The following is an 11,731-nucleotide window of genomic DNA, read 5'->3' on the forward strand; positions in this document are numbered from 1 at the left end:
TCTTTTGTGATGAATAGGTTTGTGGTGAGTACGTGTGTACCTGAAGTAAATAATTATGAAACAATGTATACTTATTGGTTTTCTGACCGTCTTACTGGCGGCCACCACTCCGCTCCGGGCGCAGATTGCCCCGCGCGATTCCGACGCCCGCAAGGGTAGCCGGCTGGAGTTGGGGCGCACGGCCGTAAGCCGGAAAGCAACCAGCCCGGCGATGCCTGCCCAGCGGTTTTCGCTGGTAACGGCTCCGGCCTACCAGAGCCTCGACCGACCGAACATACTCCGTAAAAACACCCCGATCAACGAATACTATCGTTCGCTGCTGGTGGCCCGGCCAACGACCAAAGCAGCTTCCCGCCCGGCGGCTACCGAAGAAACGCCTGCGGCCGTGAGCGAACTGCGCTCGGGGGCCGAACCCGAGCTGAAGGCCGAAGACCATATGTATACCAGCGAACGGATTACGGTATCGAACATTTACCCGAATCCGGCCAGCGAAGCCGCCGAAATTGATTACCAGATCTCCGGCCCCATCGGCGAAGCGAAGCTGATTCTGCTCAACGTCCTGGGCTCGCCCGTGGCCGAGTACGAGCTGGAACGTAACGAGCGTAAGGTTCGTATTGTGACCCGCGATCTGGCCACCGGTTATTATTTCTATCAGCTTTCCCTGGATGGTAAAAAAGTAGCGACCAAGAAGCTGCTTGTCCGGCACCAGTAGGCCCGGGCGGCTGTTAATATTTCGTAAAGCCAAGCCCCTGCCGGGCAGGTTGCGGCACTATACGGGTCAAGTCATCGTTTAATCGGTGTAGCCCGTATTTTTTTGTATCTTTGCCCCCCTATGCAACAGCGTCTTATCCTGCAGGTTCTTTTAGGAGCCTGGTTTGTCTTTCTGCTCACGTCCTGCAGCTCGTTCTCGAAACTCCAGAAGAACGGCACCGACGACGAGAAATACAAGGCAGCCGTTGAATACTATAAAAAAGGTGACTGGTATCGGGCCGGCCTGTTGTTTGAGGAACTGATCCCGGTTCTGAAAGGCAGCACCGAGTCGGAGCTGGCCCAGTTCTATTACGCCTATACCCAGTATCGCCAGCAGCAGTACCTGCTCAGTGCCACGTTATTCAAGAAGTTCTACGAGACCTTTGCCCGGTCCGATCACGCGCAGGAGGCCATGTATATGTATGCCTACTCGCTCTACAAGGATACACCCCAGTTTAACCTCGACCAGTCGAATACACTGACGGCAACCGCGGCTCTGCAGGACTTTATCAACGCCTATCCGGACAGCCAGTATCGCGATGAATGCACTAAACTCATTCTTGACCTGCGCCAGAAGCTGGAGCGGAAAGCCTATGAGAAAGCAAAGCTGTACTACAGGACCAGCGGCTTTAACATTGCTTCCTATAAGTCGTCGGTGATTGCGATTAATAACTTCCAGAAAGAATTTCCGGATTCGGAGTACAACGAGGAACTGGCCTTCCTGAAGGTCGATGCGGAGTACAGTCTGGCGCAGAACAGCCTGGAAACGAAGCAGAAGGAACGTTATCAGGAAGCGATTGGTTACTACCAGGCGTTCGTGGATAAATACCCGAACAGCAAGTACCTGAAGCAGGCCGAGAAAATGTATGAGTCCAGCCAGAAGGAAATTGAACGGCTGGTAAAGTTAGAACAGGAACGCGAAAAACTGAAGGAGTCTGAGACCAATCGCCCGGCGAAGGTAACGGCCGCGAACTAAGTGGTGAGTCGTCCGGCAACGCCGGTCCCCGCCTTAATTACTAATTTTAAATATATGGCAACCAACCAATCCATTATTACCCGCGATAACGACAAGATTGCGGCCCTGACGGGCAATCTGTATGAATCGGTTTCGATTATTTCGAAGCGTGCCCGCCAGATTGCGACCAAAAATAAAGAGGAACTGAGCAACAAGCTGTCCGAGTTTGTGTCGGCGGTTGATAACCTCGAAGAGGTATTTGAAAACCGGGAGCAGATTGAAATCTCGAAGTTCTACGAGCGGATGCCCAAGCCTACTTCCATCGCAACCGACGAATTTCTGGAAGGCAAGGTATACTGGCGGTACAACGACGAAGAACCCCAGCCGTAAGCAAACACTATACGTTTTGGAAGCCGCAGGGTCATCAGGCCAGGCGGCTTTTTATATATAGCCTGCATTCAGCTGGTCGGTTGCTGCCCATAACTTTGCCGTCGCTGTTCACAACCGTTCATAGACAGATTCACGGCTGAATCGTTAAGTAACTATCGTCAACTGTTCGTCCTGCATGATCGGACCGCATACACCATTAAATCAAGATAGTGACGCCGAGATTGAGCGGTTAAAATTTGCCCTGCAGGCGGCTGGTATCGGCACCTGGGATCTGGACCCGATCCGTCAGATCGTTCGCTGGGACGACCGATGTAAGGAACTGTATGGCTTTTCGAAAGATGACGTGGTTCCCTACAATCAGGTGCTGACGTATATGCACCCCGACGACCGGGTTCGGGTGCATGCGGCTGTCCAGCAGGCACTCCGCCCGCAGTCGGATGGTCAGTATGATATTGAGTTCCGGACCATAGGGGCCGAGGACGACCGGGTGCGCTGGCTGCGGTGCCAGGGCAAGGCGTATTTTAATGAACAGGGTCTGGCGTACCGGTTTTCCGGTATTGCGCAGGAGGTTACCCAGGAGGTCATGCACCGGCGGCAGCGGCAGGAACTGACGAACCTGCTCCAGTCGGTTCTGGACAGCTCGGCGGCAGGCATCAGTGTGCTGAAAAGTATCCGGAACGAGCAGCATAAACTCGTTGATTTTGAGTACCAGCTGGTGAACCGGGTCACCGGGCAGATCACGAACCGCCACGATCTGGTTGGCCAGCGTTATTCGGCCGTTCTCGCCGACTTCCAGCAGCAGGATTTGTTCCAGACGCTTAAAGAAGTCATTGACACGGGCGATACCCGGCAGATAGACATCCATTTCACGAACGAGGGCGTCAGCCGCTGGTTTGCCGCTACGGTGGTTAAGCTCGACGATGGCGCCGTCGTTTCCGTCACCGACATTACCCAGCATGTGGAGGCCCGCCAGGCGCTCGAAGCCAGTGAAGCCCGCTTCCGGAGCCTTATCGAAGAAGCGTCGGTAGCAACCTGTTTATTCATTGGCCGGGACATGCGCATTGACGTTGCCAATGAGATTATGCTTGGTTTCTGGGGTAAAGACCGGTCCGTAATCGGCCAGCCGCTTCAACAGGCCGTGCCGGAGCTGGTCGGCCAGCCGTTCCTCCAGATTCTGGATGAAGTATTCACCACCGGTGAGCCCTATGAAGCCAGAGCCGCCCGGGCCGAATTAAAGGTAAACGGCGTCCTGGGGACTTATTATTTCGACTTTACCTATAAGCCCCTGCGTAATGCCGAGGGCGAAATCTATGGGATCATGGATACGGCCGTCGATGTTACCGAACAGGTCGTTGCCCGGCGGGCGATTGAAGCCAGCGAAGCTAAACTACGCTCAGTGATTGCCACGGCTCCCGCGGCCATGGGCCTGTTTGTCGGGCGGGATTTAATTGTGGAGCTGCCCAACCAGGCGTTCATTGATATTGTCGGCAAGGGGCCCAACATCTCGGGCAAGCCGCTACGGGAAGTGATGCCGGAACTGGAAAGTCAGCCATTCCTGCAGATCCTTGACGATGTGTATACGTCGGGCAGCATGTTTCAAAGCTTTGGTACGCAGGTCAATATTGTGCAGCACGGAGTTATGACCCATAACTTCTACAATATCACCTATACCCCGCTGTTTGATGCCGAAGGCAAGGTCTATGCCATTCTGGACATCGCTATTGATGTTACCGAAGAAATAAAAGCCCGGCATCGGCTGGAAGAAAGCGAACTGTTCTCCCGCAGTATTATCGAAAATGCGCCGGTAGCCAAGCTGGTTCTCGTGGGCGAAGATATGCTCATCAAGACCGCCAATGAAAACATGCTGGCCATACTGGGCCGCGACGCGGCCATTATTGGCCAGCCGTTCGGGGAGGCTATGCCCGAACTGAACGCAACGCCCCTGCACGAGCGGCTGCGGCATGTGTTTACGAGCGGGGAAACGCATTACCAGCCCGAAGAACAGATTATCCTGAATCGATACGGGCAGCCTTATACCGGCTATTTTAATTATATCTATAAAGCGCTGCGCAATACAGCCGGCGAACTGTATGGCGTGCTCGTGACCGCCATTGAAGTGACGGAACAGGTGGTTGCCCGGCAGAAGGTTGAAGCTACGCAGGCTGATCTGGCCGAGGCTACCCGGCGGTTGAGTCTGGCGCTGGAAGCTGGTCGGTTAGGATCGTATGACCTTGATCTCGCCACGAATCAGATGACCTGCACCGCCCGATGCAAAGCCAATTTCGGACTGGCTCCTGAGGTCACCTTCAACTTCGATGACCTGATACAGGCAATTGTTCCCGACGACCGGCCTAAGGTACAGAAGCAGATCCATCAGGCGATCGGGACTAGGACCCCCTACTATGCCGAGTATCGGGTTATCTGGCCTGACGGCACCCTGCACTGGGTGAAAGCAGCCGGACTGGTCATTGATTCCGACGAGGGTCAGCCAGCCCGGATCATCGGCGTAACCCAGGATATTACCGCCCGCCGGATGGCGCAGGAGGAACTCGAGCGGCAGGTTCAGCTCCGGACCCAGCAGCTGCGGGCATCGGTGCAGGACCTGCAGCGGTCGAACGAAAATCTGCAGCAGTTCGCCTACATCGCCAGCCACGATTTGCAGGAGCCCTTACGTAAGATTCAATCCTTCGGCGACATCCTGCGGAGCCAGTACGCAGTCCAGTTAGGCGAAGGCGTTGACCATCTGCAGCGCATGCAGTCGGCAGCCAGCCGGATGTCAATCCTCATCCGGGACCTGCTGAGCTTCTCCCGGATTTCGACCCGACAGGAAGCCAGCGCTCCGGTATCGCTCACGGATGTGGTACATACTGTCCTGACCGATCTGGACCTCACCATTCAGGAAACGGGAGCGGTGGTGAGCCTGGAACCCCTGCCCACCGTGCAGGGCGACCCCTCTCAGCTGGGGCAGCTGTTCCAGAACCTGCTGAGCAACGCGCTGAAGTTCCGGCAGCCAGGCGTATCGCCGGTGATTGAGGTTAGCGCCGGGCAGGTGACAACCGATGAACTGCCCGCTTCCGTGCAGCCCGCCCGCCAGACCGACTTTTACCACCGCATCGACGTAAGCGACAACGGCATTGGGTTCAACGAAAAGTATATCGACCGGATTTTTCAGGTCTTTCAGCGGCTGCATGGCAAGAACGAGTTTGCCGGTACGGGCATCGGGCTGGCCATCTGCGAGAAAGTAGCCATCAACCACGGCGGAGCGATCACGGCCAGCAGTCAGCCCGGTCAGGGCGCTACGTTCAGCGTGTATCTGCCCGTGACGCGAATGGAAGCGTAAGCCCCCAAGTTCTCCGGCAAACCGCACTGCTTAGCTGACGCGAATGTATTATCTTAGCGACCGGATCCCGGCCGCATTCGAGTGGCCAGCTTCGGGGTCAACTTCATAAGTGGCGTGAACGGAAAACGAATTTTACTCGGCGTAACAGGCAGTATATCGGCCTATAAATCGGCCCTGCTGACGAGGCTGCTGGTGAAAGCCGGCGCTGAGGTGCAGGTTATTATGACCGAGTCGGCACAAACCTTTATTACGCCCCTGACGCTGGCTACGCTGTCGAAGCGGCCCGTCCTGTCAGCCTTCGTCAGCAATACCGACGAAGGCCGCTGGAACAACCACGTTGAACTGGGGCTATGGGCCGACGCGCTGGTGATCGCTCCGGCCTCGGCGCACACGCTGGCGCGCTGCGCCCACGGTTTCTGCGACGATCTGCTGTCGGCGGTGTACCTGTCGGCCCGCTGTCCGGTATTTTTTGCCCCGGCCATGGACCTCGATATGTACCACCACCCCGCGACGGTTGACAACCTGCGCCGACTCGAATCGTTCGGCAACCGAATCATCCGGGCCGAACACGGCGAGCTGGCCAGCGGCCTGGTGGGCGAAGGCCGACTGGCCGAACCCGAAACGATCCTGCAGACGCTGGAAACCTTCTGGGCAGATCAGCCCGGCAAAAGCTCATTCGATTCGTTCTCCGTTCCCCCATCCCCTGGCCCATTGCCCGTTGCCAACCGGCGGGTGCTGATTACGGCTGGTCCGACTCAGGAACCCATCGATCCCGTCCGGTTTATCAGCAACCACTCCACGGGCAAGATGGGTTACGCCCTGGCGGGCGCGTTTGTCAGGGCGGGCGCCGACGTAACGCTCGTCAGCGGCCCAACGGCGCTGGCCGTGCCGCATCCCGCAATCCGGCGCATCAACGTTCAATCGGCTCAGGAGATGTTCGAGGCCACTGAGGCCGAGTTTGCCCGGGCCGAGATCGTGGTTCTGAGCGCGGCCGTAGCCGATTATCGACCCGCTTTCCCGGCCAGCCAGAAGATAAAGAAAACCGACGATACCGTTACGCTGGAACTGACCAAAACCACCGACATTGCCGCTACGCTCGGAGCCCGCAAAGGACGGGGCCAGTGGCTAATGGGCTTTGCGCTGGAAACGGATAACGAGCAGGCTAACGCGCTCAAAAAACTCCACGCTAAAAACCTGGACTGGATTGTGCTGAACTCGCTGCGCGATGCCGGGGCGGGTTTTGGACACGACACCAATAAAATCACCGTTATTGATAAAGACGAACAAACCCACGAATTTGCGCTAAAATCAAAAAACGAAGTCGCGCAGGATCTGGTGGCCCTGGTGGCCGATTCGCTCAACAAACACGAACCCTGATCGTTTTCCCATGAACTTTATCCGGATCGCTATTCTTCTGCTGGGCTGCGTGCTGACCGCCAGCGCGCAGGAGCTCAACTGCCAGGTGACGGTCAACTCCGATCAGTTGTTTGCGCAGCAGAAAACCGATTTTTCATACGTCAATCAACTGAAAGGAATTATCTCCGAGTTCATGAACACCCGGCGGTGGAGCAACGACCAGTTTACGGCCGCCGAGCGGATCAACTGCTCGCTGAACATCAACCTGGTCAAATCACTGACCCAGGGCGCCTTTGAGGCAACGGCGCAGATTGTCGTTACCCGGCCCGTTTACGGCACAAACTACGAAACCACCACCTTCAGCTACGTCGATCGGGCGTTCAATTTTGTGTACCTGCCCACCACCCCGGTCTATTACCGCGAGAACCAGTTTTCCGATGACCTGACCTCACTGCTGGCGTTTTATGCCAACGTCATTCTGGCCGTCGACTACGATTCGTTCAGCCGTCGGGGGGGAAACCTGTTCGTGCAGCGGGCCTACGCCATTACAAATCTGGCCCAGCAGGGGTCGCCCAACGGTGCCTGGCAAACCGGGGGCGACCGGCGCAACCGCTACTGGCTGATCGAGAACCTGCAGAATCAGCAGCTGATCCCGTTTCGCGATGCCATGTACACGTATCATCGGCTGGGCCTAGATGTTTTCGCGGCCAATCCGGTCCAGGTGCGCAAACAAACCCTCGATTTGCTCTCCACCATCCGCAGCATCGGCCTGCAGCTACCGAACTCGGTGCTGATCAACTCGTTTTTTGACGCTAAATCGCAGGAACTGTACAATATCCTCTACGAAGGAACGTCTACCGAGCGAAAACGGGCCTTCGATCTGCTGGCGTATCTGGACCCGGCTAAAACGGAAGTCTACCGGAAGTTGGTCAGCACGGGTCAGTAGGCCGGTGGTGTTTCCGACCCCGCGTCCGGTGATCGGCCCGAAAACCGGGCTCAATAAAAAAAGAAACTCGTTGCCCAGAACCCTAAACTCGTTGAACCGCACCCCGGCTGGCATTGTTAGCTAAGTAAGGAGCTTCATGTATGCTATCGCATTTATTGATAAAAAATTACGCGCTGATTGACCAGCTCGAACTGGTCCCCGACCGGGAGCTGAATATCATTACGGGCGAAACCGGGGCCGGCAAATCCATCATGCTGGGCGCCATTGGCCTGCTGCTGGGTAACCGGGCCGACACGCGGGTTCTGTATAACCCCGAACAGAAGTGCATCATTGAAGGCACGTTCGGCGTTTCGGGTTATATCATCGAGCGGATCTTCGAGGAGGAAGAACTTGATTACGCCGACACCTGCATTGTCCGGCGGGAAATCAGCGTCAGCGGCAAGTCGCGGGCGTTCGTCAACGATACGCCCGTGAATCTGGAAACACTCCGGCGCGTCACGAGCCAGCTCATGGATATCCATTCCCAGCACGATTCAGTGCTGCTTGGCTCGAACGAATACCAGCTGGAGATTGTCGACACCTACGCGCAGGACGATGCGCTGCTGCGCCAGTACCGATCGGATTACCAGACGTACCGTAACCGAAAGGCGGTCTTTGACCAACTGCTGGCCGAAGCTTCGGCCATGCGCAAGGAGTTTGATTACAACAACTTTCTTTTCGAGGAATTAAGCAAAGCCCAGCTGCAGCCCGACGAGCAGGAATCGCTCGAACAGGAGCTGAACATTCTCGAAAACGCCGAGGAGATCAAGGAACGCCTGCAACTGGCTTACGAATACCTCGACAATACGGAGCAGTCGGTGATCGACTTCCTGAAGGGAGCCGTCAGCAATCTGGCGTATATCAGCAAGCTCTCTGACCAGTATGAGCAGTTGCAGCAGCGGGCGCAGAGCAGCCTGATTGAACTCCGCGACCTGGCCGACGAAATCAGTACCGAGCAGGACCGCGTTGAGATAGACGACACCCGGGCCGAAACCATCCGGGAACGGCTGAACCTGCTCTATCAGCTTCAGACCAAGCACCAGGTTAAGGATGTTACCGCGCTGATTGAACTGCGCGACGAGCTGAGCCAGAAAGTGAGCAAGGTTCTCAATCTGGACGACGAACTGGCCGACGCCAAAACACAGACCGAAGCCGCCCGGACGCAGCTGCTGGCCAGTGCCGAGACCCTGTCGGCCGCCCGGCAGGCTGTCCTGCAGCCCATTGAGGCCGAAATTGGCGGGCTGCTGCACGACCTCGGCATGCCCAATGCCTCCCTGAAAATTCAGGCCGAAACCGGTAAGCCCACTCAGACGGGTGTCGATACGATCTCGTTTCTGTTCAGCGCGAATAAGGGGGTTAAGCCACAGCAGCTGAAGAACGTAGCGTCGGGGGGTGAATTCTCCCGGCTGATGATGGCCATCAAGTATATCCTGGCCAGCAAACGCTCGTTGCCGACGATTGTCTTCGACGAAATTGATACCGGTGTCTCGGGGGAAATCGCCATCAAGATGGGGAACATGATGCGCGACATGGCACATAGCCACCAGATCATCGCCATTACGCACCTTCATCAGATTGCGGCCCAGGGCACGGCCCATTATTTCGTCTACAAAGACCATTCGGCGGCCAAGACCGTCAGCCGGATCAAGAAACTAACCCTCGATGAGCGGGTAAATGAGATTGCCCAGATGATCGGCGGCAAGAACCCTTCTGCCAGCGCGCTTAAAAACGCCCGGGAGATTCTGAAACAGCGAACCACCGCAGTGGCTAAATAAAGGCATCCCGGCTGGCGACCCATTCAGGTATCCGGCCGGGGTAATTCTGATTAATTAACCGAGTTCATGACCAAATTTCTCCTTCCAGTAGCGGGCTTTCTGGCCCTGAATATAGCCTTCCTGGCTTGCAGTCCATCCGGCGAAGAAGCCGTAAAAAAAGCCGAAAACGACGTCTTTGCGATCCATGACGAGGTTATGCCCAAGCTCGACGACATGATGCGGATGCGCAAAAAACTTCGACAGCGGATCGCTGCGCTCGACAGCACGGCCGCTTCGGGTTCAGCCTCGGCTACGCTCCGCACCGGCGAAGAGCAGGAACAGGCCCGCCGACTCCTCCGGGATCTGACCGAGGCCGACAGCCTGATGATGAACTGGATGACCCAGTACAAGAACGATACGCTAACCAAGTTGCCTTCGGCAGAAGCGCTGCGCTACCTGGAGCAGCAAAAAGATAAAATTTCCGATGTTAAAACAAAAATCAATACCAGCCTTGCCCAATCCCGCCAGTATCTGGATAAATAGAAGTCGCTGGGCGATCCTGACGGGTTTGCTGGCTGCGGTTCTCAGTTGCAGTCCGGCCGACGATAAACTGCCGATTTTAGGGGAACGAACCACCGTTACGCGCACAGTGAACGGAAAAGCCGTTACGGACTCGGTGTATCATACCATTCCCGATTTCACGTTTGTCAGCCAGTACGGTGATACTGTTACGGCCAGAACCCTGAACGGTAAAGTTTATGTGGCCGATTTCTTTTTTACGAGCTGCCCGACGATCTGTCCCAAAATGAAGGTGCAGCTCAAACGGGTCTATGAGAAGTTCAAAGGCAATCCGGACGTCATGCTGCTGTCGCATACCATTGACCCCGCCCATGATTCCGTGCCGATGCTCAAGGAGTTTGCCGATAACCTCGGCGTTACGGGTCGGCAGTGGCTGTTCGTGACGGGCGACAAGGAAACGATCTATGACATTGGTCAGAACAGCTACATGGTCACCGCCCAGCAGGACGCATCGGCCCCCGGTGGGGTGATACACAGCGGAGCGTTCATTCTGGTCGATAAAAACAAACACATCCGGGGGGTTTACGACGGCACAACGGAAGACGGCGTGGACAAACTCATGAAGGATATGGACCGGCTGCTGGCCGAAGAAAAATCATGATCCGATTAGCCGGAAGTCTGGCCGCGCTGCTGTTACTCGTTGGGACTCTCTCCTGCCAGAGCGAGGAAGAAATCAAGCGCCAGCGCTATATTACCGAGGGAATTCTGCTCTATAAAACGCATTGCGCCAACTGCCACCAGGACAAAGGTCAGGGGCTGGCTGCTCTGTATCCGCCCATTGCGGGTTCCGATTATCTGGTCAATAAGAACAAGGTTATCTGCCTGATTCGCTATGGCCAGCAGGGCCCGATTGTGGTCAATGGCAAACCCTACAACCGCCCCATGCCCGCCCAGCCCCAATTGAGCGATCTGGAAGTGGCCGAGCTCACGACCTACCTGTATAACGAATGGGGGGGCGAGTCAAAGGTGACGGATGTGAAAGCCGTTACGCCCGTATTGAAACAGTGCGGAAACTAGCCGATCCGGCGCAGTTGACCGGTTGGCTATAGCCCACCTTCGACGTTGAAAACGCCGGTTGGCTTGCGGATGGAGTACTGCGAAAAATCCTGGTTGGCATCCAGGCCCAGACCGTACAGCTTCTCGCCCGTCTGCTGGCTGATAACGGCCACGCGCTTATCGGTAAACACCTTCTTGGTCGCCGGATTCCAGCTTAGTTCGGGCGTCAGCAGTTTCTCCTGCTTTTCTTTGTTGATGACGACCACATTGCCCATAACCGTATACAGGTCTTTGGCTTTATCGTAACGCCCGGAGTCGGAGCGCAGGGTTGTCACCTCCGCCCCCGTTGGTCCGTAGAAGCTGATATGCACCGGCTTAGGGTACGTCCGGTTATCGTTGGCATAACGAAACTGCCGGGCCGTCGTTAACTTCACTTTCAGCATCGCGGCTTCACTGTACAGCAGCCGGACATCATTGATTTCCTCAACTGGCCCCTGATAGGGCGCGACTTTTTTAACCTGCTTCGGCTCATCGCAGGCCAGCAGCAGACCACTTAATACGGCTATCAGAATCAGATTAATAGAGGGCACACTATGCATTCTCATTCAAAATCCGGGTCGGTACTG

Annotated in this window: 11 protein-coding genes; 10 read left to right on the forward strand and 1 reads right to left on the reverse strand. The window is 56.0% G+C overall.

Going from position 1 to position 11,731, the window contains the following annotated elements:
• Positions 1-55 precede the first annotated feature (55 nt).
• The 10 genes from HNV11_RS12135 (at position 56) to HNV11_RS12180 (ending at position 11,126) form a co-directional block, all read left to right on the forward strand.
• Positions 56-712, forward strand: a complete 657-nt coding sequence (locus HNV11_RS12135) for a T9SS type A sorting domain-containing protein (RefSeq protein ID WP_171739913.1) — start codon at positions 56-58, stop codon at positions 710-712.
• A gap of 120 nt (positions 713-832) precedes the next feature.
• A complete protein-coding gene (locus HNV11_RS12140) occupies positions 833-1,726 on the forward strand; it encodes an outer membrane protein assembly factor BamD (protein ID WP_171739914.1) in 894 nt (297 codons plus the stop codon).
• 54 nt (positions 1,727-1,780) lie between these two features.
• Positions 1,781-2,095, forward strand: coding sequence for a DNA-directed RNA polymerase subunit omega (locus HNV11_RS12145; protein WP_171739915.1), 315 nt, complete (start codon positions 1,781-1,783; stop codon positions 2,093-2,095).
• Positions 2,096-2,270: 175 nt separating this feature from the next.
• Positions 2,271-5,435 carry a PAS domain-containing sensor histidine kinase gene (locus HNV11_RS12150; protein ID WP_171739916.1) on the forward strand — a complete coding sequence of 1,055 codons (3,165 nt, stop codon included), beginning with the start codon at positions 2,271-2,273 and terminating at the stop codon, positions 5,433-5,435.
• Between the two features lie 114 nt (positions 5,436-5,549).
• Positions 5,550-6,812: a bifunctional phosphopantothenoylcysteine decarboxylase/phosphopantothenate--cysteine ligase CoaBC gene (coaBC, locus tag HNV11_RS12155; RefSeq protein ID WP_171739917.1), complete on the forward strand. Its 1,263-nt coding sequence runs from the start codon at positions 5,550-5,552 to the stop codon at positions 6,810-6,812.
• Between the two features lie 10 nt (positions 6,813-6,822).
• A complete protein-coding gene (porD, locus tag HNV11_RS12160; RefSeq protein ID WP_171739918.1) occupies positions 6,823-7,737 on the forward strand; it encodes a type IX secretion system protein PorD in 915 nt (304 codons plus the stop codon).
• Positions 7,738-7,877: 140 nt separating this feature from the next.
• A complete protein-coding gene (gene recN, locus HNV11_RS12165; protein ID WP_171739919.1) occupies positions 7,878-9,551 on the forward strand; it encodes a DNA repair protein RecN in 1,674 nt (557 codons plus the stop codon).
• Positions 9,552-9,617: 66 nt separating this feature from the next.
• A complete protein-coding gene (locus HNV11_RS12170) occupies positions 9,618-10,073 on the forward strand; it encodes a viral A-type inclusion protein (protein WP_171739920.1) in 456 nt (151 codons plus the stop codon).
• Positions 10,042-10,710, forward strand: coding sequence for an SCO family protein (locus tag HNV11_RS12175; protein ID WP_240163406.1), 669 nt, complete (start codon positions 10,042-10,044; stop codon positions 10,708-10,710). Before HNV11_RS12170 ends, HNV11_RS12175 begins: the two co-directional genes overlap by 32 nt.
• The gene (locus tag HNV11_RS12180; RefSeq protein WP_171739922.1) at positions 10,707-11,126 is read left to right on the forward strand and encodes a c-type cytochrome; all 420 of its coding nucleotides are present in this window, start codon (positions 10,707-10,709) and stop codon (positions 11,124-11,126) included. The genes HNV11_RS12175 and HNV11_RS12180 overlap by 4 nt, the downstream gene beginning before the upstream one ends.
• A 26-nt stretch (positions 11,127-11,152) precedes the next feature.
• On the opposite strand, the gene lptC is transcribed toward HNV11_RS12180, so the two are convergent.
• The gene (lptC, locus tag HNV11_RS12185) at positions 11,153-11,710 is read right to left on the reverse strand and encodes an LPS export ABC transporter periplasmic protein LptC (RefSeq protein ID WP_171739923.1); all 558 of its coding nucleotides are present in this window, start codon (positions 11,708-11,710) and stop codon (positions 11,153-11,155) included.
• Positions 11,711-11,731: the final 21 nt, after the last annotated feature.

It is taken from the genome of Spirosoma taeanense (assembly GCF_013127955.1).
Lineage (GTDB): Bacteria > Bacteroidota > Bacteroidia > Cytophagales > Spirosomataceae > Spirosoma > Spirosoma taeanense.

What these genes read in the sequence shown, in the direction of transcription:
- HNV11_RS12145 (WP_171739915.1), top strand. Translation starts at nt 1,781, where the DNA reads ATGGCAACCAACCAATCCATTATTACCCGCGATAACGACAAGATTGCG.
- HNV11_RS12180 (WP_171739922.1), top strand. Translation starts at nt 10,707, where the DNA reads ATGATCCGATTAGCCGGAAGTCTGGCCGCGCTGCTGTTACTCGTTGGG.
- HNV11_RS12150 (WP_171739916.1), top strand. Translation starts at nt 2,271, where the DNA reads ATGATCGGACCGCATACACCATTAAATCAAGATAGTGACGCCGAGATT.
- HNV11_RS12135 (WP_171739913.1), top strand. Translation starts at nt 56, where the DNA reads ATGAAACAATGTATACTTATTGGTTTTCTGACCGTCTTACTGGCGGCC.
- porD (WP_171739918.1), top strand. Translation starts at nt 6,823, where the DNA reads ATGAACTTTATCCGGATCGCTATTCTTCTGCTGGGCTGCGTGCTGACC.
- recN (WP_171739919.1), top strand. Translation starts at nt 7,878, where the DNA reads ATGCTATCGCATTTATTGATAAAAAATTACGCGCTGATTGACCAGCTC.
- HNV11_RS12170 (WP_171739920.1), top strand. Translation starts at nt 9,618, where the DNA reads ATGACCAAATTTCTCCTTCCAGTAGCGGGCTTTCTGGCCCTGAATATA.
- HNV11_RS12140 (WP_171739914.1), top strand. Translation starts at nt 833, where the DNA reads ATGCAACAGCGTCTTATCCTGCAGGTTCTTTTAGGAGCCTGGTTTGTC.
- lptC (WP_171739923.1), bottom strand. Translation starts at nt 11,710, where the DNA reads ATGAGAATGCATAGTGTGCCCTCTATTAATCTGATTCTGATAGCCGTA.